The sequence below is a fragment of the Aliisedimentitalea scapharcae genome, assembly GCF_045277565.1.
GTDB lineage: Bacteria > Pseudomonadota > Alphaproteobacteria > Rhodobacterales > Rhodobacteraceae > Aliisedimentitalea > Aliisedimentitalea scapharcae.
In genome coordinates, this window is record NZ_CP123584.1 from 543862 (window position 1) to 569924 (window position 26063).

24 protein-coding genes are annotated in these 26063 nt (G+C 59.9%); 13 read left to right on the forward strand and 11 right to left on the reverse strand.

Annotation, left to right across the window (positions count from 1 at the left end; translation table 11 throughout):
• Positions 1 to 44: 44 nt before the first annotated feature.
• Positions 45 to 824 (reverse strand): IclR family transcriptional regulator, encoded by a 780-nt coding sequence (locus QEZ52_RS02535; protein ID WP_406647754.1) that lies wholly within the window; start codon positions 822 to 824, stop codon positions 45 to 47.
• A gap of 163 nt (positions 825 to 987) precedes the next feature.
• On the opposite strand from QEZ52_RS02535, the gene QEZ52_RS02540 reads away from it, so the two are divergent.
• From QEZ52_RS02540 to QEZ52_RS02595, 12 genes are all read left to right on the forward strand, one after another.
• Positions 988 to 1932, forward strand: a complete 945-nt coding sequence (locus tag QEZ52_RS02540) for a tripartite tricarboxylate transporter substrate-binding protein (RefSeq protein WP_406647757.1) — start codon at positions 988 to 990, stop codon at positions 1930 to 1932.
• Between the two features lie 60 nt (positions 1933 to 1992).
• Positions 1993 to 2523 (forward strand): tripartite tricarboxylate transporter TctB family protein, encoded by a 531-nt coding sequence (locus QEZ52_RS02545; RefSeq protein WP_406647759.1) that lies wholly within the window; start codon positions 1993 to 1995, stop codon positions 2521 to 2523.
• A 14-nt stretch (positions 2524 to 2537) separates the two neighbouring features.
• Positions 2538 to 4157: a tripartite tricarboxylate transporter permease gene (locus QEZ52_RS02550; RefSeq protein ID WP_406647761.1), complete on the forward strand. Its 1620-nt coding sequence runs from the start codon at positions 2538 to 2540 to the stop codon at positions 4155 to 4157.
• A complete protein-coding gene (locus QEZ52_RS02555) occupies positions 4139 to 5506 on the forward strand; it encodes an aldehyde dehydrogenase family protein (protein WP_406650271.1) in 1368 nt (455 codons plus the stop codon). Before QEZ52_RS02550 ends, QEZ52_RS02555 begins: the two co-directional genes overlap by 19 nt.
• Before the next feature lie 20 nt (positions 5507 to 5526).
• Positions 5527 to 6759, forward strand: coding sequence for a Tm-1-like ATP-binding domain-containing protein (locus QEZ52_RS02560; RefSeq protein WP_406647763.1), 1233 nt, complete (start codon positions 5527 to 5529; stop codon positions 6757 to 6759).
• Positions 6760 to 7049: 290 nt separating this feature from the next.
• Positions 7050 to 9146: an FAD-dependent oxidoreductase gene (locus tag QEZ52_RS02565; protein WP_406647765.1), complete on the forward strand. Its 2097-nt coding sequence runs from the start codon at positions 7050 to 7052 to the stop codon at positions 9144 to 9146.
• Positions 9146 to 10321: an acetyl-CoA C-acyltransferase gene (locus tag QEZ52_RS02570; protein WP_406650273.1), complete on the forward strand. Its 1176-nt coding sequence runs from the start codon at positions 9146 to 9148 to the stop codon at positions 10319 to 10321. The genes QEZ52_RS02565 and QEZ52_RS02570 overlap by 1 nt, the downstream gene beginning before the upstream one ends.
• A 157-nt stretch (positions 10322 to 10478) precedes the next feature.
• Complete coding sequence (locus QEZ52_RS02575; protein WP_406647767.1) at positions 10479 to 11678, forward strand: acyl-CoA dehydrogenase family protein; 1200 nt, start codon at positions 10479 to 10481, stop codon at positions 11676 to 11678.
• Complete coding sequence (locus QEZ52_RS02580) at positions 11675 to 12805, forward strand: acyl-CoA dehydrogenase family protein (RefSeq protein ID WP_406647769.1); 1131 nt, start codon at positions 11675 to 11677, stop codon at positions 12803 to 12805. The genes QEZ52_RS02575 and QEZ52_RS02580 overlap by 4 nt, the downstream gene beginning before the upstream one ends.
• On the forward strand, positions 12789 to 13208 hold the full coding sequence (locus tag QEZ52_RS02585; RefSeq protein ID WP_406647772.1) for a PaaI family thioesterase: 420 nt from the start codon (positions 12789 to 12791) through the stop codon (positions 13206 to 13208). The genes QEZ52_RS02580 and QEZ52_RS02585 overlap by 17 nt, the downstream gene beginning before the upstream one ends.
• Positions 13205 to 13984, forward strand: coding sequence for an oxepin-CoA hydrolase, alternative type (locus QEZ52_RS02590; protein ID WP_406647774.1), 780 nt, complete (start codon positions 13205 to 13207; stop codon positions 13982 to 13984). Before QEZ52_RS02585 ends, QEZ52_RS02590 begins: the two co-directional genes overlap by 4 nt.
• Before the next feature lie 44 nt (positions 13985 to 14028).
• Positions 14029 to 15519: a class I adenylate-forming enzyme family protein gene (locus tag QEZ52_RS02595; protein WP_406647776.1), complete on the forward strand. Its 1491-nt coding sequence runs from the start codon at positions 14029 to 14031 to the stop codon at positions 15517 to 15519.
• A 202-nt stretch (positions 15520 to 15721) separates the two neighbouring features.
• Here QEZ52_RS02595 and rpe read toward each other — a convergent pair whose 3' ends face one another.
• On the reverse strand, positions 15722 to 16411 hold the full coding sequence (gene rpe, locus QEZ52_RS02600) for a ribulose-phosphate 3-epimerase (RefSeq protein ID WP_406647778.1): 690 nt from the start codon (positions 16409 to 16411) through the stop codon (positions 15722 to 15724).
• 180 nt (positions 16412 to 16591) lie between these two features.
• Here rpe and QEZ52_RS02605 point away from each other — a divergent pair, with 180 nt between their 5' ends.
• Complete coding sequence (locus QEZ52_RS02605; RefSeq protein WP_406647781.1) at positions 16592 to 17395, forward strand: ATP-binding cassette domain-containing protein; 804 nt, start codon at positions 16592 to 16594, stop codon at positions 17393 to 17395.
• Between the two features lie 98 nt (positions 17396 to 17493).
• Here QEZ52_RS02605 and QEZ52_RS02610 read toward each other — a convergent pair whose 3' ends face one another.
• Genes QEZ52_RS02610 through QEZ52_RS02650 form a run of 9 tightly spaced genes read right to left on the reverse strand, consistent with a single transcriptional unit; the run spans position 17494 to position 25997 of the window.
• Positions 17494 to 18183: a DUF1045 domain-containing protein gene (locus QEZ52_RS02610; protein ID WP_406647782.1), complete on the reverse strand. Its 690-nt coding sequence runs from the start codon at positions 18181 to 18183 to the stop codon at positions 17494 to 17496.
• A gap of 45 nt (positions 18184 to 18228) precedes the next feature.
• On the reverse strand, positions 18229 to 18705 hold the full coding sequence (locus tag QEZ52_RS02615; protein WP_406647783.1) for a class I SAM-dependent methyltransferase: 477 nt from the start codon (positions 18703 to 18705) through the stop codon (positions 18229 to 18231).
• Entirely contained in the window at positions 18702 to 19460 is a 759-nt protein-coding gene (locus QEZ52_RS02620; RefSeq protein WP_406647784.1) for a polysaccharide deacetylase family protein, read from the reverse strand. The genes QEZ52_RS02615 and QEZ52_RS02620 overlap by 4 nt, the downstream gene beginning before the upstream one ends.
• The gene (locus QEZ52_RS02625; protein ID WP_406647785.1) at positions 19457 to 20593 is read right to left on the reverse strand and encodes a glycosyltransferase family protein; all 1137 of its coding nucleotides are present in this window, start codon (positions 20591 to 20593) and stop codon (positions 19457 to 19459) included. The genes QEZ52_RS02620 and QEZ52_RS02625 overlap by 4 nt, the downstream gene beginning before the upstream one ends.
• A complete protein-coding gene (locus tag QEZ52_RS02630; RefSeq protein ID WP_406647786.1) occupies positions 20590 to 21180 on the reverse strand; it encodes a histidine phosphatase family protein in 591 nt (196 codons plus the stop codon). Before QEZ52_RS02630 ends, QEZ52_RS02625 begins: the two co-directional genes overlap by 4 nt.
• Positions 21177 to 22250, reverse strand: coding sequence for a glycosyltransferase family 4 protein (locus QEZ52_RS02635; RefSeq protein WP_406647787.1), 1074 nt, complete (start codon positions 22248 to 22250; stop codon positions 21177 to 21179). Before QEZ52_RS02635 ends, QEZ52_RS02630 begins: the two co-directional genes overlap by 4 nt.
• Complete coding sequence (locus QEZ52_RS02640) at positions 22247 to 23491, reverse strand: glycosyltransferase (RefSeq protein ID WP_406647788.1); 1245 nt, start codon at positions 23489 to 23491, stop codon at positions 22247 to 22249. The genes QEZ52_RS02635 and QEZ52_RS02640 overlap by 4 nt, the downstream gene beginning before the upstream one ends.
• Positions 23488 to 24708: a glycosyltransferase family protein gene (locus QEZ52_RS02645; RefSeq protein ID WP_406650276.1), complete on the reverse strand. Its 1221-nt coding sequence runs from the start codon at positions 24706 to 24708 to the stop codon at positions 23488 to 23490. The genes QEZ52_RS02640 and QEZ52_RS02645 overlap by 4 nt, the downstream gene beginning before the upstream one ends.
• An 8-nt stretch (positions 24709 to 24716) precedes the next feature.
• The gene (locus tag QEZ52_RS02650) at positions 24717 to 25997 is read right to left on the reverse strand and encodes a nucleotide sugar dehydrogenase (RefSeq protein ID WP_406647789.1); all 1281 of its coding nucleotides are present in this window, start codon (positions 25995 to 25997) and stop codon (positions 24717 to 24719) included.
• Positions 25998 to 26063: the final 66 nt, after the last annotated feature.

The window sequence follows — 26063 nt, forward strand, 5'->3', positions numbered from 1 at the left end:
TGCTCCTGTCGGCGACCCGGTTATGGACCGCGTGGGGGTGAGGGCTAGGCAGGGGCCATATGCGGAAAGGCGGCGGGGGCAATCCCGCCGATTCGATCGGTCAGTTCAGTGCCGAGCCTGAACAGCTCGGCCCGGATGGTGTCCTTCTGTGCGCCGGTGACACGGGCCTCGGGGGCCGCCACCGCGAGCGCACCTATGGGCGCGCGATTGGGGCCAAAAACTGGAACAGCATGCGAATGGACTTCGATTTCAAAACCGCCAACGGATTCGGCAATTCCGCGGCGTCGGACCTTGTCCAGCTCGGCCCGGATCTGTTGGGGATCGACAATGGTTCTGGGGGTGCGCGCCAGGAGGGGTCTGGACAGCACATCGTCGACGGTGGCCGGATCGGCAAAGGCCAATACGGCGAGCCCGGAGCTGGTCGCGTGATAGGAGAGAACCTCGGCGTCCTCCATTGTCACCTTTGTGGCGTGTTGGCGCGAATAGGCATGCGACAGAGAAATCAGATGCTCCCCCTGGAGCAGAGAAATATGGGTTGTTTCACCCGTGGCTTCGGACAATTCCCGCAGGATCCGGCGAGAGACAGAGAGAATCGGGACCGACGCTTCGCGCAGCGCGGCGAGTCTCAGAACTTGCGGTCCCAGCCTGTAGGACCGGTCAGTGTCGGCCTGTTCGACGAATCCCGAATCCTGCAATTCGCTCATCAGTCGGTAAACCGTTGCCTTGTTCATGCCTGACAGGCGGGTGAGGTCGCTCAGCCCGATTTCGGTACAGCTGTGGTTGAAATAATTCAACAAAGACAGCGCTTTGGACACGGTTCCCATGGGTGAGTTCAGGCTCCCTTTCGTATCGTTTCCGGGGCGAACCGGGGAAATCGAAATACTTGCGTTGTTATTTTGTTGACAGATTGGTGGGGGGTCTGTCAATCTAAATTCAAACCAGTGGTTCGAATAATGAACCGATGAGAATTAGCCAGGGAGAGATACAATGATGATCAAGACATTGCTCAAAGGTGCGTTGGCCGGGGCCGCGTTGACCATTTCCGCCGGGGCCGCGATGGCAGAGTACCCGGAAAAACCGGTGAACTTTATCGTGCCGTGGCCGCCCGGTGACCTCGAAGATGTGCTGACCCGGATGATTGCCGATGATTTCCAGGCGGAATATGGCGTGGCAGCGGCGGTCGTGAACAAACCCGGCGGTGGCGGCGGCCCCTTTCCTGGTGCCATCGAAGTCGCCAATGCACCGGCGGACGGCTACACGATCGGGTCGTTCGTGATCGGGGTGCCGGTTCTGGGCCACCAGATCGACATTCCACCGTTGGCCCCGGCCAAATTCGACCCGCTGGGGATTTTCCTGACCTATCCGTTCGTCATCGCGGCATCGGCGGATGCGCCGTATGGTACGATGGCTGAACTGGCCGAACACGCCAAATCCAACGACGTCGCGCTGGGCCACTTTGGCGATGTGTTGACACCGACCCAGGTGACCAAAGCCTTTGCCGTGAATGCCGGGTTCAGCTGGGGATCGGACGCGGCGTTCGACGCGCTGGATTGCAATACGCTGGCCTCGGGTGATGCGGATGTGATCAACACCACGCTGCAGCTGATTTTGCCCTGCCTGGACAAGGTCAAGGTTCTGGTGTCGATCACGGACGAACGGATCCCGCTGATTCCGGACGCACCAACCATCGGAGAACTGGACAGTTCCCTGAACATCGCACTGTGGAACGGTCTGTTCGTGACCAAGGACACGCCTCAGGACGTCCGTGACAAGATCATTGCCGTGGCACAGAAAACCATGATGAGCGACCGCGCCCAGAAGGTCGCTACCGAAACCGGAGCCCTGGTCTATTGGCAGAATGCCGATGACTCGGCGGCCCGGGTGGCCGCGGACATCGAAACCGTCGCCCGGATCGGCGAACTGCTTCAGTAAAACGGTCTTGCACGGGCCGGGCCTTGGCCCGGCCTGCGCCTTGTCTGGAAAGTCGCGAACATGCCTTCCGAAAAAGAAAACCGCTTTGTCGGGCCGCGGCGCGGTCAGTTGGTCTTTGCCCTGTTTTTTGTTGTGGTTTCGATCGTTCTGCTGGGGCTGATCACCGAACAGACCCGCTGGGTCGAGAAGTCCAAACTGTTTGCCCAGCCGCGGTTCTGGCCGGCTGTTGGATTGGGGCTGATGGTGCTGTTTGGCGGGGTCCATCTGTATCGTCTGCCGTGGCGGCATGTGTCGCGTTATGATTGGTGGGAAGTGCGCAAATGGGCGCTGGTTCTGGAATTTGCGGTCTGGTTCATGGTCTACGTCGTGACCGTGCCGATCCTGGGCTATCTGCCGGTGACGCTGATATTCGTTCCTGCGCTGAGCTGGCGCATGGGGTATCGCAGCCGGTTCATGATGTGGGTTAGCGTCGGTTTTGCCGTCTTTGTGGTTCTGCTGTTCAAGACGTTCCTGTCGGTCAAGATTCCGGGGGGGATGATCTATGAATATCTCCCCGGTGGCCTGCGCTCCTTCTTTATTCTGTATTTCTAGAGGGCTGACCCATCATGGATCTTCTGCTGTCCGCCGTTGAAATTCTGATGCGCTGGGATGTGGCGCTTGCCCTGCTGGCCGGGTCTGTTGGCGGTGTTCTGATCGGGGCCATCCCGGGGGTTGGTCCGGCCGTTGCCATCGCCATCCTGTTGCCGGCCACGTTTTCTATGGATCCCATTGTTGGCCTGACCGTGTTGCTGGGCATTTACGGGTCATCCATGTATGGCGGCGCGATTCCGGCCATTTTGATCAATACGCCAGGCACCGCCGTCAACGCGCTGACCACTTATGATGGCTATCCGATGACCGCGCGCGGAGAACCACGCCGCGCCTTGTCTCTGGCCTATTCCGCATCGTTCTTTGGCGGTATCTTTTCGGTCATCTGCCTGATCCTGTTCGCGCCTGTGCTGGCCAAAGTTGCGCCCATGTTCGGCTCGCGCGAAATCTTCTTGGCGGCGTTGTTGGGGTTGATCCTGGTGGTTGTCGCGCATCGGGGGCAGGCGTTGATTGCCGGGGCCTTGGCGGCCTTTGGCATCTTTATGCAGACCATCGGGTTGGAGCCGGTCAAATATTCGCAACGCTATACATTCGGGTCTGATTTTCTGGGCGGTGGTATCAACCTGATCGTCGTTGTTCTGGGGCTGTTTGCCCTGAGCCAGGCGTTTGTCCTGCTGACAGATGAAGACGAAAAGATCCACCTGACCAAACTGCGTGGTGGCATGTTTCAGGGCCTGCGGGAATTGGTGCGTCATCCCCGAGTTGCCAGCGTATCGGCGGCCTTTGGCGTGGTCATGGGGATGATCCCGGGGGTTGGTGAATTCACCGCGCAATTCATGTCCTACACCTATGCGCAACGCTCATCCAAACGCCCGCAGGATTTTGGCAATGGATCGTCCGAGGGGCTGATCGCCGCCGAAACCGCCAACAACGCGGTGCCAGCCGCCGCCATGGTGCCGCTGCTGGCGCTGGGCATTCCGGGCGAGGCGCTGACCGCGATGATGTTGTCGGTGTTTTATGTGCACAACGTGGTGCCTGGGCCTGGGCTGTTCCAGAATCAGATGGATTTTGTCGTCGCGCTGTATATCGCGCTGTTGATCCTGAACGTGCTGGTCCTGGTCTTTCTGCTGTTTGCCACCAAATCGCTGATTCAGGTGGTGCGTATTCCCAACCGTTTTCTTGGGGTTTGCATCCTGACATTGTCCTTTGTTGGGGTTTACAGCTTGCGCAATTCGGCCGCCGACTGTGTGATGGCAGCGCTGTTTGGGGTGCTGGGGTATATCCTGAAACGCCTGTCGATGCCATCGGTGCCCATTGTGTTGGGCATGGTTCTGGGCGGTATCATGGAGGTCAAGCTGCGCGCCGGGATGGCGCGGGTCAAGGAGCCCTTGGATTTCATTGATCGCCCTGTCGCGTTCATCCTGTTTCTCATCATCGTTATCGTTCTTGCGAACCACTTCCGCCGGGTGCTGAAGGACCGCAAGGAACTCAAGGAGGCCGAATGGCAGACCAGGAACTCATCAATGCGCTTCGGCAAACTGATGTCGCGCCGCAAGAACTCTTTCTTGAAGGATCGTGGCAAGGTGGTACGGGCACGCCACTCGAAGTTACTTCGCCGATTGACGGATCTTATCTGACCACGCTGTCCGGCGCGTCCGTGGGCGATGTGGATCGCGCGGTGGCGTCGGCGCGGGCGACGTTTGACGATGGGCGTTGGTCCCGGATGGCCCCGGCGGGGCGCAAGAAGATCCTGCACAAGATCGCCGACCGGATCGAGGCCGAAGCCGTTGCGCTGGCCGTGTTGGGGGTGCGTGACAACGGCACCGAATTCAATATGGCGCTCAAGGCGGAACCGGGGTCTGCGGCAGGCACATTCCGCTATTATGCCGAGGCACTGGACAAGGTCGGTGGAGAGATTGCACCCACCGCGCCTGATGTGCTGGGTCTGGTCCACAAGGCACCGGTGGGTGTTGTCGGCGCGATTGTGCCGTGGAATTTCCCGTTGATGATCGGCGCATGGAAGCTGGCCCCGGCGTTGGCGATGGGCAATTCCGTGGTGCTGAAGCCCGCCGAAACCGCGTCGCTGTCATTGCTGCGGCTGGCGCAGATCTGTGCGGACTGTGGCCTGCCGGATGGCGTGCTGAACGTGGTCACGGGATCGGGCGCGGAAACCGGCGCGGCGCTGTCGATGCATATGGATGTGGACGTGCTGACCTTTACCGGGTCGGGCGGCACCGGGCGGCGGTTGCTGGAGGCGTCGGCGCGGTCGAATTTGAAGCGGTGCTATCTGGAGCTGGGCGGGAAATCCCCCAACATCGTCTTTGCCGATGCGCCGGATCTGGCCAAGGCGGCAAAAGTGTCTGCGGCGGGGATCTTTCGCAACTCAGGCCAGGTCTGTGTGGCCGGGTCGCGGTTGCTCGTGCAATCGGACATTCACGATGAATTCGTCGCCATGTTACAGGCCGAAGCCCAAGCGCTGAGAGTTGGGGATCCGCTGGATCTGAACACCCAGATCGGCGCGGTGAATTCCGAGGATCAACTGGCCCGCAACCTGTCCTTTATGGACACGGTCGGTCCCGAAGGCGGCCGTATTGTCACCGGCGGCACCCGCATTTTGGCGGGCACTGGCGGCACCTACATGGCGCCGACCATCGTGGCGGATGTGACCCGTGATGCGACCCTGTTCCAGCAGGAGGTGTTTGGTCCTGTTCTGTCGGTGACCAAATTCGACACCGAAGAAGAGGCGTTGAGCCTGGCCAATGCCACCGACTTTGGTCTGGCGGCCGGGGTCTGGACCGCGAACCTGGGTCGGGCCCATCGTATGGTCGCGGGTATTCGGACCGGCGTCGTGCATGTGAACACCTATGGCGGAGCCGACAATACGGTGCCCTTGGGCGGGGTTGGGCAATCCGGCAATGGTCACGACAAATCACTGCATGCGCTCGACAAATATGTTGATCTGAAAACCGCCTGGATTCAGTTGTGAGGCCAGAAATGAGCGAAGACATGACCAAAAAAACCATTCTCGTCGCCGGCACCTATGACACCAAAGACGATGAGCTGACCTATTTGTCGGATGTGATCCGGGCACAGGGTGGCAATGTCCTGTCGATGGATGTCAGCGTTCTGGGCGATCCGTCCAAACCCACCGATGTCAGCAAACATGACGTGGCCGAGGCGGGTGGGAGTAGCATTCAGCAGGCCATAGAGTCCGGCGACGAAAACACCGCGATGCAGATCATGGCGCGTGGATCGGCGGCCAAGGCGCTGGCATTGTATCGTGCCGGGCAGATCGACGGGGTAATCGTCCTGGGCGGGACCATGGGTACCGATCTGGCGCTGGACCTGTGTGCGGCGCTGCCGGTGGGTGTGCCGAAATATGTGGTTTCTACGGTATCATTCTCGCCGCTGATCCCGCCCGAACGACTGCCATCGGATGTTCAGATGATCCTGTGGGCCGGAGGGCTTTTTGGGTTGAACTCCATCTGCAAGGCCTCTCTGTCCCAGGCGGCAGGTGCAGTGTTGGGTGCGGCCCGGGCGGTTGAAGCGCCGAAACGGGATCGGCCGCTGATCGGCATGACGTCGTTTGGCAAGACGGTGCTGCGGTACATGGTGACGCTGAAACCGGCGCTGGAGGCGCGCGGGTTCGAAGTGGCCGTCTTTCATGCCACCGGAATGGGTGGGCGGGCCTTTGAAAGCCTCGCTGGCGAAGGGGCCTTTGCAGCGGTGTTTGACTTTGCTCCTCAGGAAGTGAGCAATCACATTTTTGGTGGGCTCAGCGCCGGGGCGGATCGGATGACCAATGCCGGGAAATCCGGCACGCCTCAGTTGATTGCGCCGGGATGTTACGATCTGGTGGATTTTGTGGGATGGCAGGATCCGCCGCAGCAGTTGGTGGGGCGTGAAACCCATGCGCACAACCGGCTTCTGACGTCGGCCATGTTGGACGCGGTTGAACGCCGCACCGTCGCACGCGCAATTTGTGACAAGCTGTCCGGGGCGACGGCACCTGTTGCGCTTTTGTTGCCCCAGGGCGGGTGCAATGAATGGGACCGGCCCGGTGGTGAATTGCATGATGCTGGCGGTCTGATCGCCTTCTGTGACGAGATCAAATCCGCCTGCCCGGAAAACGTCATGCTGCACGCGATGCCAGACCACATAAATGATGCCGCATTCTGTGATCGTGCGCTGGCGATTTTTGATGAATGGATCGCATCCGGTGTTGTGACCGGCAAATAGCACCGTTGTCTGTGACGGAACGTCGTGGCGGTCCCCGTGGTGGGGGTCGCCTTTTTTGTCTTGATCGGGCCCACGGGCTCTGAATAGGCTGCGATCAAATTTGCGAAACAATGTTCCGCTTTGCGGATCCTGTGCCCTTAGTTCGGTGAAAAACAGGGGTGTAGACCATCTGTCGTTTGATTTGTGCCAGGAGGTACGTTACGTCTGGCAATACAGCGACCGAACGGTCGGTTATTTATATTTGATGCGACCCCGGACACGGGATGTCGGACAAGGAGAGGAAGACCACCATGAGCGAAGCCATCAGATACGAACGCGTTGGTGATATCGCAGTGCTGGCAGCAGACAATCCGCCGGTCAATGCGCTGGGGCTGGCGGTTCGTCAGGGATTGCAGGCTGGGATCGAGCGGGCTGAATCCGAAGGAGCCAAGGCGGTTCTGATCTATGGAACGGGCCGCACCTATTTTGCCGGTGCCGACATTCGCGAATTCGGCAAGCCGCCACAGGAACCCGGCCTTCCAGATCTGTGCAATCGCATCGAATCTTCGCCGTTGATCGTGGTGTCGGCGCTGCATGGGACGGCGTTGGGTGGCGGGCTCGAAGTGGCGCTGTCGTCGCATTATCGCATCGCGGTTCCATCGGCCAAGGTGGGCCTGCCCGAAGTGCATCTGGGCATTTTGCCCGGCGCAGGTGGAACGCAGCGGTTGCCGCGTGTCGCAGGTGTCGAGGCGGCATTGGACATGATCACCACCGGACGGCATGTGGGGGCTGGCGAGGCGTTGAAACTGGGGGTGCTTGACCGGGTGGTTGATGGGGACCCGCGGGATATCGGTCTGGCCTATGTACAGGAATTGCTCGACAGCGGCGCACCCCGTCGCGCAGTAGGTGAATTGCCCGCGCCTGCGCCGGTTGATTTTGATTCGGTGTATGATGCGGTGCTGAAAAAAGGCCGGGGTCAGCAATCCCCGGCGACCGCAGTGCGTTCTGTTCAGGCCGCCTGCGAAGCTGCCACGTTTCAGGATGGGATCATCCGGGAACGTGAACTGTTCATGGATCTGATGAATTCCGATCAGCGGCTGGGTCTGATTCACGCGTTCTTTAGCGAACGGGCGGTGTCGAAATTGCCGGAACTCAAAGGGGTCGAACCGCGGCCGCTGGCCTCCATTTCGGTTATTGGTGGCGGAACCATGGGGGCAGGAATCGCGACGGCCGCGCTGTTGGCTGGTTTGAATGTGACTCTGTTGGAAATGAACGACGCCGCTGCCGCTGCAGCCAAGGGTCGGATCGAGGGCAATCTGCAGGGTGCCCTGAAACGGGGCAAGATCAGCCAGGCGCAATTCGACACCCTGACGAACCAGTCGCTGACCATGGCCACGGACTATGCCGCGCTGAGCGACGTGGATCTGGTGGTCGAAGCCGTGTTTGAAGACATGGGCGTCAAAAAACAGGTCTTTACCAAGCTGGATGAGGTCTGCAAGCCTGGTGCAATCCTGGCGTCGAACACTTCGTATCTGGATGTCGATGAAATCGCGGCCTGTACATCGCGCCCACAGGATGTCATTGGCCTGCACTTCTTTTCACCCGCGCATGTTATGAAGCTGCTCGAAGTGGTCGTTGCAGAAAAGACCGCTCTGGACGTGGTTGCGACCGGATTTGCTTTGGGCAAGTTGCTGAAAAAGATCTCGGTGCGTGCCGGTGTCTGTGATGGTTTCATCGGCAATCGAATTTTGGCCACCTATCGCACGGCAGCTGATCATATGGTTCTGGACGGGGCTTCGCCCTTTCAGATTGACAAAGCGCTGACCGGTTTTGGTTTTGCGATGGGTCCCTATGCAGTGTCTGATCTGGCCGGGTTGGACATCGGGTGGGCGGTGCGCAAGCGCAAACGCGCCGAAGGGATGGATCCACGTGCCCGTGACAGTTCTTATGCGGACAAGCTGTGCGAAGGGGGAAATTTCGGCCAGAAAACCGGCAAGGGTTATTATGTGTACGAGGCCGGTAAACGTGGTGGCACACCCAATCCCGAGGTCATGCAATTGATCGAAGCGGAGCGCGCAGCCAAGGGGATCACACCGCGTGACTTCAGCGACGAGGAGATCGTGCGCAAATACATGGCGGCGATGGTGAATGAAGCGGCCAAGGTCGTGGGCGAAGGCATTGCGCGGCGCCCGCTGGACGTCGATATGACCCTGCTGTTCGGCTACGGTTTCCCCCGCTATCGCGGTGGACCGCTGAAATGGGCCGATATCGTCGGTCTGTCGGATCTGCTGGACGATATCAAAACCTATGCACAGGATGACGCCTATTTCTGGCAACCCGCGCCGCTGTTGGAACAGCTGGTGGCCGATGGCCGCAGCTTTGATGATCTGAACAAGGAAACCGCATGATGAAACAAGCCGTTATCGTATCTGCTGCCCGCACCGGGCTGGCCAAATCCTTTCGTGGATCGTTCAACGTCACCCATGGGGCGACCATGGGGGGGCATGCAGTACAGGCCGCTGTTGCCCGCGCAGGCATGGATGGCTCCGAGATCGAAGACTGCATCATTGGCTGTGGCTTTCCCGAAGGCGAAACCGGCGGCAACATCGGCCGCCAGATCGCCATTCGTGCGGGTCTGCCGGTGACTGCATCGGGCATGACGGTGAACCGTTTCTGTTCCTCGGGTTTGCAGACCGTGGCCCTGGCCGCACAGGCAATCACCGAAGGTGGATCCGGGGCCATGGTGGCCGGCGGGGTGGAAAGCATCTCGATGGTGCAACCCAAAACACGCCCATCGCCCGAAGCCTGGATCGCCGAGCATAAACCCGCGATCTATATGCAGATGATCGAAACGGCGGATATCGTGGCCGAACGCTATGGCATCAGCCGCGAGGATCAGGATGCCTATGGGCTGCGGTCGCAACAACGGATTGCAGCAGCCCAGGCGGCTGGCACGTTTGATGATGAAATTGCTCCGATGCAGGCGACCATGGCTGTCAAGGACAAGGAAACCGGCGAGATCTCGATGCGTGAGGTGACTGTGGATCGGGATGAATGCAATCGCCCGACCACCACGCTCGACGGTCTTGCGGGGCTGGAACCGGTGCGCGGGGCGGGCAAATTCATCACCGCCGGAAATGCGTCACAGCTGAGCGATGGGGCGGCCGCAGTTGTCCTGATGGAAGCGACTGAGGCGGAAAAGCGCGGCCTGGACCCGATGGGCGCATTCAAGGGCTTCTGTGTTGCAGGGTGTGAACCTGACGAAATGGGCATCGGCCCTGTCTTTGCGGTGCCGCGCCTGTTGGAGCGCCATGGCCTGACGGTTGATGACATCGACATCTGGGAATTGAACGAGGCCTTTGCCAGCCAGGCGCTTTACTGTCGCAACCGTTTGGGAATCGACGATGCCAAATGCAATATCAACGGCGGGTCCATTGCCATTGGCCACCCCTTTGGCATGACCGGAGCCCGGATGGTCGGCCACATCATGCGTGAAGGCAAACGCCAGAACGCCAAGCTGGGCGTTGTGACCATGTGCATCGGTGGTGGCATGGGGGCGGCTGGCCTGTTTGAAATCTACTGACCGGGCAGGGGGCGCTGCCCCCTCGGCCCCTTTGGGGCCTCACCCCCGGAGTTTCTTGGGCAAGATGAAAGAAAGAGCTCCTCTATTCATCTTGCCCAAGAAACTCCGGAGCGCGAGGCAGAGCCTCGCATGAAACACGCACTCTGGGAGGAACCGCATGGATCTGAGCTATACCGCCGAGGAACTGGCTTTTCGCGACGAGGTGAGAGACTTTCTGGAGAAGAACCTGCCCCAAGAGATGTCCGATGCTGTTCGCGATGGGCGCAGTTTGGGCAAGGCGGGTCATGACCGTTGGCATGCAATCCTGAATGAGCGCGGTTGGCTGGCCCCCAATTGGCCGCGCGAGTTTGGTGGCTGTGAATGGAGCGCCGTGCAGCGGTTTCTCTTCGAGGAAGAATGCTGTCGCGCCCATGCCCCCCGCATCGTGCCTTTTGGTCTGACCATGCTGGGTCCGGTTTTGCAGCGATTTGGTTCACAGGATCAAAAAGACCGGTTTCTGCCCCGAATTCTGTCCGGCGAAGATTGGTGGTGTCAGGGGTATTCCGAACCGGGTGCGGGATCGGATCTGGCGTCGCTCAAGACCAAGGCTGTTCGAGACGGAGACCATTACGTGGTCAATGGTCAAAAGACATGGACCACGTTGGGGCAATACGCCAATTGGATCTTCTGTCTGGTGCGCACTGACAGCACCGTGAAACAGCAGGAAGGGATTTCCTTTCTGTTGATCGACATGAACACTCCCGGGATCGAGGTGCGCCCGATCATTCTGTTGGATGGGACGCATGAGGTGAACGAAGTCTGGTTCACCGATGTCCGTGTCCCGGTAGAGAACCTGGTGGGCGAGGAAAACAAGGGCTGGACCTATGCCAAATATCTGCTGACCCACGAACGTACCAATATTGCCGGGGTCGGGTTTTCCCAGGCCGGTCTGGATGCGGTCAAACGCATGGCGCGGGTCGAAATGTCGGGTGGGCGCCCCTTGATCGAGACCCCGCATTTCGCAGCACGGTTGGCGAGGGTTGAGATAGATCTGATGGCCATGGCAACCACCAATCTGCGGATTATTTCGCGGGCCGCGGCGGGTCAGGCACCTGGCGTTGAAAGCTCGATGCTCAAGGTCAAGGGGACGATCATCCGGCAGGAGATCAACGATTTGGCCCGTCGCGCCGCTGGCATCTATGCGATGCCCTTTGCGTCCGAAGAAGTGGAGGGCGGCAATGAACCCCCTATCGGTCCTGACGGCAGCGGGCCGGTTTCGGCCCAGTATTTCAACAATCGCAAGCTGTCGATCTTTGGTGGGTCGAACGAAGTTCAGCGCAATATCATTGCCAAGGTAAAGCTGGGGGGTGGCGCATGAATTTTGACCTGACCGAAGAACGCCAGATGTTGCAGGACACACTGCGCCGGTTTTTGTCCGACCGTTATACCACTGACGTGCGCAACCGGATTATTGACAGCGACACGGGGTTTTCAACCGAACTTTGGGCGCAACTGGCCGAATTGGGAATTGTCGGTGCCCTGTTTTCCGAAGCGCAGGGTGGATTTGGTGGAGCCGGGTTCGACATCACCACGGTGTTTGAAGAACTGGGCCGTGCTGGCGTGGTTGAACCGTTCCTGGATACAGCCATTTTGGGTGGTGGTCTGGTGGCGTCCCTGGGGAACGCGGATCAACAGGTGCTGGTTGAACGGGTTATCGCAGGGGACCTGCATCTGGCGCTGGCTCACAGTGAACCGACGGCGCGGTATGATCTGAACCGGGTTATGGTATCGGCCACTGTGTCCGGAGACGCTGTGCGGCTGAAAGGGCGCAAATCTGTGGTGGTCAATGCCGAAGCAGCCGAATTCCTGATTGTGTCCGCACGCGAAGGCGGCGCAGTGGATGACTGCGATGGTATTTCCTTGTTTCTGGTCCCGCGCGAGACAGCGGGTGTGATCGTGCGCGGGTATCCTTTGTTGGCGGGTGGACGGGCCGCCGAAGTTGAGTTTGAAGATGTCGTGGTGCCGGAAAGCGCGCGTTTGGGCACGGCTGGCACCGCATATACTGCGCTGGCCGAACGGGCGGCGGCGGCGTCGGTTGCGCTGGCGGCTGAAACCTTGGGTGCGATGGAAACCGCGACCGAACTGACCCGCCGTTATTTGCAGACGCGCCAGCAATTTGGGCGTCCGATTGGCAGCTTTCAGGCGCTGCAACACCGAATGGCGGATCTGTGGATCGAAATGGAGCAGGCCCGATCGGCTACGATCAACGCAGCGGGACATCTGGCGGATCAGCCCCACATGCGGGATCTGCACGTCGCGGCAGCGCGCAATCTCATAGGTCGGGCAGGTCGATTGGTGGCCGAAGACACCATCCAGCTGCACGGCGGTATCGCCATGACCCGGGAGTATGAGCTGGCCCATATCGCCAAACGGATCGTTATGGCCGATCATCGGTTCGGAGACACCGATTACCAATTGGAGCAGTTCATTGCCCTCAGCGCCTGATGCCGACGATATCCGTTTTATAGAAGACCCCGGCTGCCAACAGATGGTTGGCTATCGGACCCGGTTGGACCGTCACGCTGGCACCTGCATCGTGACGTTGGAGTTGGAGGACAAGCACCTGAACCGGCATGGCATTTTGCATGGCGGGATGGTCGCAACCCTGTTGGATGTGGTCTGTGGCAACACTGCTTCGCACTATTTTGATCCGATTGACCATGCACCTTTGGTCACTGTGTCGCTGAATCTGAACTATGTTGCAGCGGCCCGTGCCGGAACGGTGACGGCCACGGCGCGCCCCGCCGGCGGCGGCAAATCCATCGCCTATATCAATGGTGAATTGCGCGACGCCGAAGGACAAATACTGGCCACTGCCTCGGGTATTTTCAAAAGGATCCGCACATGACCAAACTGGCCCGCGTGGAGGATCAGGACGATCGTGCCGTTGTGGTCAATATGAACCCGACGCGGCGCGGGGCATTGTCGCAGGATTTGTACGATGCAATCAACGCCGCGCTGGAATTGGCGCACCAAACACGGATTCGCGCGGTTTTGCTGACCTCGGAAGGCGGCTTCTTTTGCGCGGGCGGGGACCTCAATGTTCTGATTGACCGGCGTGGGCTGACTGAAGCTGAACGCCGGGACAAGGTCGATGACCTGCATGATGTGATCCGTGGTATACGCGCCTGCCCGGTGCCCGTTATCGCGGCGGTGGACGGGGGCGCTGCGGGGGCCGGGGCGTCTTTGGCATTGGCATGTGATTTGATTGTGGCAGAAGCTGGGGCCAATTTCACCGCCGCTTATGTCAAAGCGGGGTTGGTGCCTGACGGTGGGCTGACGGCGTCGCTGGCCCGGATGGTGCCTCGCCCGTTGGCGATGGAGATGTGCCTGCTGGGCCGTCCGGTCAGTGCCGAGCAGCTGCAGGCATTGGGAGCTATTACGTCTGTTGCCGCGGCCGGAGAGGTTTTGGACCGGGCGCAGGAGCTGGCGGACGCGCTGGCACAGGGGCCGCGTGATGCACAACGGGTGATCCGGGGACTGGTCGCTGGGGCTTATGACCGTTTCGAGATTGCACAGCTGGACGCGGAGCGTGATGCGATGGCACGGGCCGCGGGAGGCACCGAAGCCGCAGAAGGGATCGCCGCGTTTCTGGAGAAGCGGCCACCGCGATTTCAGACATAAAGACTGGGCACCGGGTGCCTGTTTTGCCTTGGGAGGGGAGTGGAATGGACAGAGTGGAAGATCTGCTGCGGCACCAGTTGGAGGTGCGCCCCTCGGCCTTGGCCTTTTATGACAGCAGCGGTGCCCGCTGGACTTATGCTGATCTGGATCGTGCCTGTGATGATCTGGCGGTGCATCTGGCCCAATCGGGAGTACAGCGTGGAGACCGGGTTTTGATCCTGTCGGAAAATTGCTGTGCCAAGGTCGCGGCCCTGTTTGCCTGTTATCGCTTGGGGGCGGTTGCCGTGCCGGTGAATGCCCGTCAGACACAGGCCGAAATTGAACGCATTCAAGGTCACGCCACCCCGGTTGCGGCGGTGTTGACCACATCTGTTTCTCCTGATGCCCAGGCACATGCCGCCTGGATGAATGCCCGGGAAATCACGGGACGCTTTGGGGCGGTGCATCTGGCCCGAACAGGCCAAAGCAACCCGGATGCGCCGGATGATCTGGCCGTTCTGTTGTATACGACCGGCACGACCGGCGATCCCAAGGGCGTGATGCTGAGCCATGCCAACCTGTTGTTTGGCGGGCGCACCTCTGCCGAGCTGCGCAACATGACCATTGATGACGTGATTTATGGGGTGTTGCCGACGACCCATGTTTTTGGGTTGGCCTCTGTGGTGACGGCGGCGATTCACATCGGTGCGCCGGTCCAGTTGGAAGCGCGATTTTCCGCAGCACGCCTGTATCAGGCGTTGCGCGAAGGTGTGACGTTATTGTCTGCGGTGCCGCAGATGCATGCCCTGTTGATGCAATACACCAAGGAACAAGGATTTGACCGGTTGGAGGGCAGCGCGCTGCGCTATGTGTCGTCCGGGGCTGCGCCGTTGGATCCGGATTGGAAACGTCGAGCCGAGGCCTTTTACGGGGTGGCGGTTCAAAATGGCTATGGCATGACAGAAACCACGGCGGGCATCTGTGCGACCAGCAACCGGATTGGTGTGCCGGATGTGTCGGTCGGCCCTCCCTTGCCAGAAGTGAACGTGAGGCTGGACGAAACCGTGAGCGGCGGAGGCGGCGGGTTGGGCGAAGTTCTGGTTCAGGGCCCCAATGTCATGCTGGGGTATTACCGGAACCCGGCAGAAACCATGCGGGCGCTTGATCGGGACGGCTGGATGCGCACGGGAGATCTGGGGCGGTTCGATGCGGCTGGATTGCTGCATATCGATGGGCGTGCCAAGGAGTTGATCATTCATGGTGGGTTCAATGTGTTCCCGCCCGAAGTCGAAGCGGCGTTGAACGCCCATCCCCAAGTGGTGCAATCCGCAGTCGTGGGGCGACGGGCCGACGGAGACGAGGAAGTGGTGGCCTTTGTTCAGGTCGCGTCCGGGGACATGCCTGACACCGAGGAATTGCGCGCTTTTGTGGCGAGTCAATTGGCCGGTTACAAACGCCCAAGTCAGATCATCCTGGCCCCATCATTGCCGGCGGCCCCGACCGGCAAGATCCTCAAGCACAAGCTGCTTGGGCATTTTGCCGATCAGTTGGCCTGATCTGTCAGTTATCAAAAAGTGTGGCTGTGCCACGCTGGATCATTTTCTGATTTAGGGGCGCTGCCCCTCTTGGCTTGCAGCCAATTCACCCCGGAGTTTTATGGCGAGATGAAGAAGGGGAGCAGATATTTGACCGGCCATTTTTATCTCCTGCCAGCAGGTTGGGGCAGGAGAATTTGGCGGCAACTTCAACCATTGGCCGTCAGACCCAGACCCCTTCGGCCGCTGCGCGGATTTGGCGAATATTTTCACCATAGGGGGCAGGGTTGGACACCGAACCGCCGCGGAAAGCCGCAGACCCGGCGACCAGAACGTCTGCGCCAGCCTGGGCCACCAGAGGCGCGGTTTTGGGATCAACCCCACCGTCGATTTCGATGTGGATCGGACGGTCGCCGATCATGTCGCGCAGGCGGCGGATCTTGGATGTCATGTCGATGAACTTTTGCCCGCCAAACCCGGGGTTCACCGTCATCACACAGACCAGATCGGTCAGATCCAGCAGGTGTTCGATGGCATCTGCAGGTGTGCCCGGGTTCAGAGCGACACCGGCCTTGGCCCCGCTGCCGCGAATCGCCTGAAGCGTGCGGTGGGTATGCGGGGTGGCTTCGATATGGGCGGTAATGAAATCAGCACCTGCCTGAGCGAAAGCCTCGATGTAGGGATCCACTGGCGAGATCATCAGGTGCACATCCATCACGGTTTTGATGTGGGGGCGGATCGCAGCACAGGTCGCCGGACCAAAGGAGATGTTGGGCACAAAATGGCCGTCCATGACATCGACATGGACCCAATCTGCGCCTTGCGCTTCGATGGCTTGGCATTCTGCGCCAAAATTGGCGAAATCGGCAGCCAGGATAGAGGGGGCGATCTTGATGTTGCGATCAAAGGACATCGGGCAGCTTCCTTGTGCACGAAAAGGAGGGGTCTGGGCCATATAGCCTGTCTTTTGGAGTTCGAACAGGGGTGGGCGCAACAACTTGGTCCTGCGCATGAATGCCCCGGTGTTCACGTTACTGTCACGTCAGTATCGTTTTATGGGGCGACGGATGTTCGGTCGATCGGGAGAGTAAGCGTGTTCAGTATTGTTGATCCGGAAAAATGCGTGGTTGGACAGTCGATAGCAGAGCGGGTCGCGACACCATGTGTTGTCGGGCTTATCGGTCGATCCGGGGTCGACGTGCCGGACATATTGAATGCGCTGGGCCTGATGAACAGGCCCAAGGCAGGTCATGTTGCCTGCGGTGGACCGGCGGAGGATCATGCGCCGTCGGGATGGCAGTCTGATTGTGCAATGATCCGCTCAGGATCTGATCTGGATCCGCACAAGGACGTCATTTCAACTGTTTTGTACGGTGGAGACGGTGGGCAATTTGCCTTGGCCAAAGTGTTCAAGCTGCACGCCTTGGACCGGGTTGATCGGGCGTTGGCGCTTTTGGATGATCTGGGAATTGGTGTTTTGGCATTGCGCAGGGTCGAACAGCTGTCTGATGGGCAACGCCAGCAAGTTGCCATTGCTTCGGCATTCATGGATGCGCCTAAGGTCGTATTTGCCGTGGAGCCAAGCGCGGGGTTGGACCCGCTGAATGCCCGGGCCGTGATGCAGAACCTGCGCCGCCTGCAGGAGGATCGGGGCTGTAGCGTGGTTCTGGATCTGCAATCATCAGATATGGCGCAGCGATATTGCGATTGTGTCGTCAGGTTGGATGACGGGTGTGTCGCCGCTGATGGGGTGTCCAGGGATCTGAGTGGCACCGCCTTGAAGATTTTGCCCGGCGGTTCGGCTCCAACCGGTGCCGACAGGACGCAGTCCGGTCGGCGGTCCGAGTGGCACTGCGCCAATCCGGAACAGACGAGCGCACCAGCGCCTGTATCCTGAACCGGTTCTGTTCCTTGCGCAGAAATGCGCAGTCTTGCGCAATGCTGTCCAATGACTGAAACGATCCGGGATAGCGGCTTTGGCCTCAGGAAACCTGGTCAGGCCTGGCCTGTCAGTTTGAATTGTTCGATCAGGTGAAACCGGCCGTCTGCCGCTTCGCCAACCAGGGCAATCTGCGACAAGATGTAGGGCACAGGGAGCAATGGGGCCAAGCGGTCCTTCAGTAGGGTTTCGACCTGCAACAGGCGTGGTTTAGGTAGTTTTCCGGTCAAAGTGATGTGAAATCGAAAGTTATCCAGCACATGGGGGTACCCCCATTGTGCCAGGTTGGCCAGATGTGCCTGAGACATGTTGGGACGCACCCGGCGCGCCTGTTCTTCTTTGGACGGGGCGGCGCGATACTGGTCCAGCTCGGTTACACAGGCCGCAGCCAATCGGTTCAGGTCAGAGGTATCTCCAATCGCCCCGAGTGCCAGGAACCGCCCTATGCGCGTGAGCTGTAATCCGTCCAAGGTGACCGGTGCCCGGGATTTGGCGAGCGTTTCGCAGGCTGCGCGCAGGGCATCGGCGGAGTGGTTCGGTGCCAGACGCATCGGAGGCTTCAGCGTTGCATGCAGCCCGTATTTCCTGGGCGTTTCGGTCAGGGGACTGATGTCCAGATCCGCGATATCCGGATGTGGAACAGGCTGCCCAAGCGCCATGTCCCAGCCCAGCCACTGAGTCGCAAATCGGCTCCATCGCGCATCAGCGCCGGGGACGTAATAGATGGCGTATCGGGTGAATGTCATTGGAACCCCATGTGTGTGGCTGTTTGCGATCTGGGGTATTTCGGCTCAGGCACGGTAGAACAGGTAACGGCCCGGCGGGATGCCGACGGGGCCGTCGAGTTCGGTGAATCCAACCAGCGGTTGGCCCGAGACAATGATCCCACCCGGCACCATGACCGACGCGATGGTCGGGGAGAGCCGGGCCGCCTCGGCAACGTCCTTTTCCTTGATCCCAAAGCCGAAGTCATAATGGGCCAGGGCAACCTGGTGATCATTTTGGGCCAGCCTGTTCAGCATTGGCTCGGCCTCACCCTGTAGGAAATCGGCCTCGGGGGGCACACAGGAGGGATGGCATTGTAAAACGCGGTCGATCACCCAGATCCTGCGGTCTGTCAGGATCTCGCGCAGGTGGTCATAGGTCCGCCCATTACCCAATCCCATATCCAACACATCCCCCGATATGTCGGTGACCTGATCGGCGGCCCAATTCAGGCCGTCCCTTTGGGCGGTCAGTCGGCGCAGCATACTGTCCAGTCGGCTCATGTTGTTGTCCTTGATTGATAGATCCATGTGGTTGCCGGGCCTGCCAGCAGGCGGGTGATCAGCGCATCTGTAAATGCCCAGATCGCGTCATCATGAATCAGATGGTGGGTGAGAATTCCATAGGGTTCGGCATTGTCCGTATGCCCGGCGCGCCGGTGTGCCATATCACGCGCAATCTGATCCACCAGCTGTTGGGCGGGGACCAGGGATCGGCTGGCTTTCCAGTGGATGGGATCAAGGTGGGTATTGATCTGCACCAACCCCGGTGCTGCCAGCCGGGATGTGCGCGGCGTATAGGTCGAAAGCGCGGCATAGCCCAAATCGGGCAAGCCCGCGACGATTTCGGGTGCGATCCGATTCCACGGTGGCACAAACATTGGAACCAGAGCGCCAGCAAACAATTGCTGCAGCGTTGCCAGGCCCCGAAGGGCATCGTCCAGCATGTCCTGCGCGGGTCGATGGGCTCCAAATTCCGCTTTTTTTTCTGTCAACGGCGCGTGGGAGGTGTGCGTCCACCCATGGACCACAGGACGCAGGTGAGTTTGCGCAATCCGATGCGCCAATGCCTGAGACGCCATCGAGGGGATAACGGCCAGATGCACAGGCAGGCATAGTCGCTCAGACAGTGCAATCAGGCGTTCCAAGTGCCGGGTTGGCGCGATTGCATCATCATCACGCCACCACAAAGGCAAGGTCAACCCAAGGTCCTGCCATCTGGCCATTTCCTGATCCAAGGGACTCCAATCGGGGGTCATGGGCGCTCCTGTGCCATTTTACAGGCAATGTCGACGGTGTTGTCTGCGCCGTCAAATGCGATGGTGTCGCTTTTGCGCGCCAAAGCAGCCCGGACCCGGTTCACTGCTGCGCCCAAGGTTTGAGGGGTCAGGTTGGCGCTGGGGATCACTTCGATGCCGCGCATCCTGGCGAGGCTGGTTGACCGCAGGGTCTGTTCGACTTCGCTGCCGGCATCAAATGGAATCAGCACGGATGGAATCCCAGTCTGAAGCAGATCCATTGTGGTGTTGTACCCGCACATGCCGACCAGAGCCGAGGCATGGCACAACATCTGGCGAAAATCCGGGCGGGCCGTGTCCAAGACAGCAGGCGATTCAATGGTTCGAAATCTGTCTATCCGGGTCTTGGCTTCGGGTCCGCCCACAAGCAGGCGCCAGGTGGTTTCCGTGTCTGTCCGGGCGGCGATCATTGCCGTTTCATACAGCGCGTCACCCACGCTGCCGCCTCCGGCGGAAACCAGAACTTCGCCTTTGCCGACCTGCTGCGGATGTGGAGACGGCGGCGGAGGCGCGACAAATCCCGTATATCGCAGTTTGGTGGCCAACAGAGGGGAAACGGGCCAACTGACATCCAGTGTGGTTGTGGTCGGGTCGGAATGGACCAGGACGGCATCATACCAATTGGCGATCACCTCATCGGCTGCCACTGCCTTTTTTGGTTTTGAAGGCGGGGCAAGAATATCCCGGATCGAGCTGAGGATCACCGGGCGTATTGGCAATTGGTGGGCGGCTTGCAAAAGCGACAGGAACTCTGCCGCCAGCACGCGGCGGCCAAATGGGTAAAGCTCGGTGATCAAAATGTCGGGCTGTAGGGTGACGAGCTTCTGACGCAATGCGTCTGCGCGGCTACCAAGATAGGTTGTGTCTGCGCACGATCCGGCGGGGGTCAACAAGCGGGTGAAATTCACGCCGTCTGAACGCAGGGCAGGAAGCTGCACGAACTCTATGCCATCGGTTTTCAACTGAGAAACCGGAAACCCGCCCGAGGCGAGCACCACGTGATGCCCCTGTTGGGCAAACGCCCGACCCAGGGTCAGGGCCCGGCTGAGATGCCCGGTTCCCAACAGATGGGTGACGGCGATCATGACTTTCACGGTGTGATATCCCGAACGGCCAGTCGAACAGGGTCTGGTTGGGGGCGCAGGGTGTCGCCGTCCAATTCGATCACGAACAATCGGTTGCGTTTGATCCGGAATGGGGCCGGCCCTTCAAAGTTCCAGCCATGCGCCTGCGCCAGCAGTACCCGCATGATGCCGATATGGCAGACCGCCACCGTATCGCGCCGCAGCCCGGCCACCCAGGGTTGCAGGCGGTCGCGGATCTGTGCCGGCGATTCGCCGTCTGGTGGGCAGAAGTTCCAGCCCCAGTGTTCGATGTGGCGATAGCCGCTGTCGGGGGTGGCGATCAGCTCCTTGCCGTGCTGCCCTTCCCATTTCCCCCAGTTCATTTCGATCAGCGCGGGGTCGGTGCGGGGTGCGCGGCCGGACACCAGTTTTGCAGTTTCAACCGCCCGTTTGAGCGGAGACGCCCAGATATCGGCCTGGTCCCAAGGGGGCGGCAGCATTTGCGTGGCCAATTCGGTCCGTGCGGAGGCATCCAGCGGAATGTCGCTGCGCCCCTGAATGCGGCCAGCGCGATTCCAGTCGGTGTGACCGTGACGAAGCAGGGCAAGGCGGATCATGACGGGGCCTCCAACAGGGGGGTGACAGCTGACCAAAAGCGGAGCGACGCAGAACCGATCAGGTGGTTGGCCTTGATATAGTCGCGGGCCGTGCGCCCACGATACTGGCGCAGTTTCGGATCTGCCAGCAGGCGCGAGATTTCGCCAGCCAGAGCAGATTCGCCCTGTTTGAGCGCCGGGTAAGATCCGGGGGCCAACACATCGCGGACCCCAGGCCGATTTTGGGCCACAACAGGGAGACCATGGGCCTGCGCTTCGAGGTAGACCATGCCAAAGGCTTCATTCACACCGGGCCACAGAAACAGCCCTGCCCGCCGGTAGGCGTGAGACAAAGTGTCCTGATCCAACCGGCCCAGATATGTCACGCGATGCCCATAGGGGGCCATCAAGGCCCTGACCTGGGGTTCGGCGGGGCCATCTCCGGCGATTTCGAGCCGCCAGTCGCCGGGTGTTTGGCCCAGAGTTTCTGCTATGATTTTATACGAGGCGAGCTTGTCACCTTCGCGCATCATGCCAACGCTGAGGATTGGCCCGTCGAGGTCCGAGGCTGGGGGTAAGGTGTCGGTGGGCAAGAACGGCGGCAGCGGTGCCAGGAGCTGTGTCGCAGGTTTGTCACGATTGAGGGCAAAATGGTCCTGCCCAGTCAGATGAAACACCAATTGAGCGGCGTCACAGGCGTCATGCGCGGCCTGTGCAAAACCGGCCCATGGTCCGGTCAGGCGTTTCTTGGCGCGGGTGGATTCGATCTGGACATAGGGAATTTGTCGTGCCGCACACACCGCAGGGCCAATCAGATCGGGCGCTTTGTAATAGTTGTGGTAGCTGACCCACAGGTCCGTTTCGGGCAGGTCACGGATCAGCCTGTGTGCTTCGGCAGCGGCCTGTTTGCGGATTTCGATCTGTGCCAGTGGATCACCGGCTTTTTCATGCAACCGCAGTTCGGACACCAAGTTCACCGTGGCATCGTTTTGTCCGATCATTGCAATCAGATTGCGGGCCATTTCTCGGTCCCCGGATGGCGTGGGGTGGGTTGGGGCCTTCATGGGCGCATAAAAAGCGACCTGGGTCATGGATCCTGACACATGGTTTTCAGGCGTTTTGACAGCTGGGCAATACCGGGATCCATGCCAAATTCCGATTTCAGCCGAGCCAACGCAGCTTCGGCCATCTTGGCTGCATCATGTGGGTGGGCCGCGATTTTGGTGATGGCTGTCGCCAAAGTATCGGGCAGATCCTGGGCCAGGGTGCCGTGGGTGCCGTTATCAATGAATTCCGGAATCGCAGAGATTGGTGTGGACAAGATTGGCAACCGCTGCGAAGCGGCCTCCATCAACACATTGGGCAGCCCGTCGCGATCGCCATCATCGGCAATTCGGCTGGGAAGCACAAAGAGGTCGCATTCGCGCATGGCGGCGACCACCTCGGGTTGGTCACAGGCCCCTTTCCAGGTGATACGATCGGCAATACCCGCATCCGCGGCCATATCCTGAAGCAGATCCCGCAGGCCGCCGCCGCCAATATGGGTCCAATGCCAATCCAGGTCGTCAGGCAACAGGGCAAGCGCCGCGATAAGCCGGTCAAACCCCTTCTTTTCGACCAGGCGTCCCACGGACAACATGTGCAGCGGTTCGTGGGCTTGGCGCCAGAGCCGATCGGGGGCATCGGGGAACCGGGTCAGGTCCAGCCCGTGATAAACCAGATCGATGCGGTCCGGGTCTGGGGATGCATTGCGCAAGTGACGGGCACCAAAAGCGGTGCAGGTCGCCCCGAAATCGGCCCCATAATGAGCAGGGTCCAGTTTCTCGGAGATTTCCCAGTCCTGCGAGGTCCAGATGTCCTTGGCATGGGCGGAAAACCCCCAAGGCAGACCCCGGATGATGGCGGCATAGCGTGTGACCGATGCAGGGGTGTGCAGGAAATGGGCGTAGAGCCCAGTTATCCCTTCGGGCAATTCATGGGCCAGAACACAGGCCTGCCCAAACCGGCGAATGCGGTTGGTGGTGGGGTCGCGGCGCAGATCGGCGCGCCAGATGCGATAGGCGGCGGCGTATCCGGGCAAAGCCCGCACCGCATCCCGGGCGCGCCAGGTGCGTTCCGGTTCCTGATACAGATATTCGGGAAGGTATCGCACAGGGGCTTGAAGCTGGTCATGCAATGGATGACGTTTCGTGTCGGTCGGATGACGCAGGGACCAAATGGCAAAGCTGTGCCCCGCCTTTTCGAGGGCGACGAGTTCCTGGGCGATAAAGGTTTCGGACAGGCGCGGCCAGCCCTTGACCACAACAGCAAGCGTCTCGGGCGAAGATGTCATTCGGCAGCCTTTGCAGCGGATTTTTTCAGCAGATGCGCAACCCGGGTTGTCACATAGTCGAGCCCATCAAGCAGCCCGGTGGAAATCGCCATGGATGGGCGGGGCTGCATTGGCAGCCCGCGGATTGCGGCAATCATCGTCTCTACGGTCATCCCGTCCCGTTTTTCGTCCAACATGCGGACCAGCCCCAATTGTTCGGCCCGCGATGCGCGGATCCATTGTTCCAAACGGGGCACGGTTCGCGGGACAATAACAGCCGGTTTGTCAAAGGACAGGACTTCGCAGAAGGTGTTGTACCCTCCCATGCAGACAACACCCAAGGCACCGGAGAACAGGGTTTCGATCTTGGAATCGAACCCAGTTGCTGTCACCCGGCCATTTAATGCGGCAACGCGGTCTTCAAAGTCGTCACGGGTGTCGCCGGACAGGAATGGCCCATACACCAACAGCGCGCGTGGGGACAAATCAGGGTCGCCCTCATAAGCTTGCAGGACCAGATCTACCATGGCCTTGCCATCGCCGCCCCCGCCGGGTGTAATCAGAATATAGGGTTGCTCGGGTGGCGGTCCCACTGTGCCCAGATCCCGGCGCAGATAGCCGGTCCAGTGCATCCGGTTCTGAATTCGCTCGCTCAGATCCAGCCCCGCGGTCGGATCATAGATGGATCGCAAACCATAAACCCAGATCTCGTCATAAAAGGACTCGGTTGCGGGGATGGCGTCCTTGCGGTTCCATTCAACGGCCAGGACATCGGGTTCGTCCAGCACATCGCGAAGCCCCAGGATCAGTTTGCAGGTCCCGGCTGCCTTGAGCATTTCGAGCGTTGGCAGCAGTTCGCCGCGAAACCCGGTGGGTTCTTTGTCGACGATCAGAATGTCGGGCGCATATTGCTGCGCAGTGGATCGGATCAGGCCCGAGCGCAGTTCAGTGGTTTCATCAATGCTCATTCCCATGGTGCGGGAGGCATAGGACCCGTCAGAGCGTTTGATCACACCGGGCAAACGCACATGATCGACACCACGAGGAAAGGCAAAGCGGCCTGCAACAGGTGACCCCGTGAGGATCAGCGCAGAGGCCGACGGATCGGCCGCCGTAATGGCCGCGGCCAGCGCCCGGGAGCGGCGCAAATGACCAAGCCCAAAGGTATCATGGCTGTACAGCATGACACGCGGTCCGCGGTCTGCCGATACCGGCTCCTGTTCTGCACCTGTCCCCATTGTCATGCCTATAGCCTCAGATCCGACCCGGATTTCCCGAAAACACCCTTGAGATCGTAAAGAACGGCACCGGGTTTGCCCAAGGCCCGAATGGCATCGCTGCCCATTTCCTTGAACTGGTCATGCGCGACAGCAACAATCATGGCGTCATAGGCACCGCTCTCGGGGGCGGTGATCGGGGTGAGCCCATAGTCTGCCAAAGCGGTGTGCGGGTCGACCCAGGGATCATAGAGATCCGGGCTGACAGAATATGCTGTCAGTTCCCGCATGATGTCAGCGACGCGGGTATTTCGCGTGTCAGCGCAGTTTTCCTTGAAGGTGAATCCCATCACCAACACCCGTGCCCCCGACGGATTTATCCCCCGTGCCAGCAGCGTCTTGATCAACTCCTGAGTGACATGCACACCCATATTGTCGTTGATCCTGCGCCCGGCCAGAATCACTTCTGGATGGTACCCCAATTGTTCGGCGCGATAGGTCAGGTAATAGGGATCAACCCCGATGCAATGCCCACCGACCAGGCCGGGACGGAACGGCAGAAAGTTCCACTTGGTTCCAGCGGCCTCCAACACTTCGAGCGTATCAAGCCCCATCCGTGAAAAGATCAGGGAGAATTCATTGACCAGCGCGATGTTCAGATCCCGTTGGGTGTTTTCAATGACCTTTGCAGCCTCGGCGGTCATGATCGACGAGGCCCGGTGCAAGCCGGCTTTGATCACCGGCGCATAAACCGCTTCGACCCGGTCCAGGGTTTCCTCGTCCTGGGCCGAAATGACCTTGACCACGTTTTCCATCGAATGTTCGGCGTCGCCCGGGTTCACGCGCTCGGGGGAATAAGCCAGCTTGAATTGTGCGCCTGCTTGCAACCCGCTGAGCCGCGACAGTTCTGGTCCGCAGACCTCTTCGGTCACACCAGGGTAGACGGTCGATTCCAATATGACCAATGCACCTTCGGCCAAATAGGGTGCAATGGTGGCGCAGGCTCCGCGCACCGGGGCCAGGTCGGGGGCCTTGGCATCCGTAATCGGGGTGGGGACCGCAAGAATGAAGCAACTGCACCCTTGCAGCGCATCAGGGGCTGACGAAAACCGGGCCGTAGAGCTCTGCAACGAGGTATCGGATACTTCGCCATTGCGATCCTGTCCCTGCTGCAAAAGCGCAACATGGGCCGCGTCGGTGTCAAACCCCAGGGTGTCAAAGCCAGCCCGAGCCAAAGCCAGGGCCAAGGGTAGGCCTACATATCCCAGACCCAGAACTGCGATTTTTTCCGCTGGAGTTGGAAGTGCCATAGTTTGCCCTTGTACGTCTCTCTCACAAGCTGCGTTCTCGAGAAATTCGGCGCTTGCTTCCAAAGG

What these genes read in the sequence shown, in the direction of transcription:
- QEZ52_RS02535 (WP_406647754.1), bottom strand. Translation starts at nt 824, where the DNA reads ATGGGAACCGTGTCCAAAGCGCTGTCTTTGTTGAATTATTTCAACCAC.
- QEZ52_RS02540 (WP_406647757.1), top strand. Translation starts at nt 988, where the DNA reads ATGATGATCAAGACATTGCTCAAAGGTGCGTTGGCCGGGGCCGCGTTG.
- QEZ52_RS02545 (WP_406647759.1), top strand. Translation starts at nt 1,993, where the DNA reads ATGCCTTCCGAAAAAGAAAACCGCTTTGTCGGGCCGCGGCGCGGTCAG.
- QEZ52_RS02550 (WP_406647761.1), top strand. Translation starts at nt 2,538, where the DNA reads ATGGATCTTCTGCTGTCCGCCGTTGAAATTCTGATGCGCTGGGATGTG.
- QEZ52_RS02560 (WP_406647763.1), top strand. Translation starts at nt 5,527, where the DNA reads ATGACCAAAAAAACCATTCTCGTCGCCGGCACCTATGACACCAAAGAC.
- QEZ52_RS02565 (WP_406647765.1), top strand. Translation starts at nt 7,050, where the DNA reads ATGAGCGAAGCCATCAGATACGAACGCGTTGGTGATATCGCAGTGCTG.
- QEZ52_RS02570 (WP_406650273.1), top strand. Translation starts at nt 9,146, where the DNA reads ATGAAACAAGCCGTTATCGTATCTGCTGCCCGCACCGGGCTGGCCAAA.
- QEZ52_RS02575 (WP_406647767.1), top strand. Translation starts at nt 10,479, where the DNA reads ATGGATCTGAGCTATACCGCCGAGGAACTGGCTTTTCGCGACGAGGTG.
- QEZ52_RS02580 (WP_406647769.1), top strand. Translation starts at nt 11,675, where the DNA reads ATGAATTTTGACCTGACCGAAGAACGCCAGATGTTGCAGGACACACTG.
- QEZ52_RS02590 (WP_406647774.1), top strand. Translation starts at nt 13,205, where the DNA reads ATGACCAAACTGGCCCGCGTGGAGGATCAGGACGATCGTGCCGTTGTG.
- QEZ52_RS02595 (WP_406647776.1), top strand. Translation starts at nt 14,029, where the DNA reads ATGGACAGAGTGGAAGATCTGCTGCGGCACCAGTTGGAGGTGCGCCCC.
- rpe (WP_406647778.1), bottom strand. Translation starts at nt 16,411, where the DNA reads ATGTCCTTTGATCGCAACATCAAGATCGCCCCCTCTATCCTGGCTGCC.
- QEZ52_RS02610 (WP_406647782.1), bottom strand. Translation starts at nt 18,183, where the DNA reads ATGACATTCACCCGATACGCCATCTATTACGTCCCCGGCGCTGATGCG.
- QEZ52_RS02615 (WP_406647783.1), bottom strand. Translation starts at nt 18,705, where the DNA reads ATGAGCCGACTGGACAGTATGCTGCGCCGACTGACCGCCCAAAGGGAC.
- QEZ52_RS02620 (WP_406647784.1), bottom strand. Translation starts at nt 19,460, where the DNA reads ATGACCCCCGATTGGAGTCCCTTGGATCAGGAAATGGCCAGATGGCAG.
- QEZ52_RS02630 (WP_406647786.1), bottom strand. Translation starts at nt 21,180, where the DNA reads ATGATCCGCCTTGCCCTGCTTCGTCACGGTCACACCGACTGGAATCGC.
- QEZ52_RS02635 (WP_406647787.1), bottom strand. Translation starts at nt 22,250, where the DNA reads ATGACCCAGGTCGCTTTTTATGCGCCCATGAAGGCCCCAACCCACCCC.
- QEZ52_RS02640 (WP_406647788.1), bottom strand. Translation starts at nt 23,491, where the DNA reads ATGACATCTTCGCCCGAGACGCTTGCTGTTGTGGTCAAGGGCTGGCCG.
- QEZ52_RS02645 (WP_406650276.1), bottom strand. Translation starts at nt 24,708, where the DNA reads ATGGGGACAGGTGCAGAACAGGAGCCGGTATCGGCAGACCGCGGACCG.
- QEZ52_RS02650 (WP_406647789.1), bottom strand. Translation starts at nt 25,997, where the DNA reads ATGGCACTTCCAACTCCAGCGGAAAAAATCGCAGTTCTGGGTCTGGGA.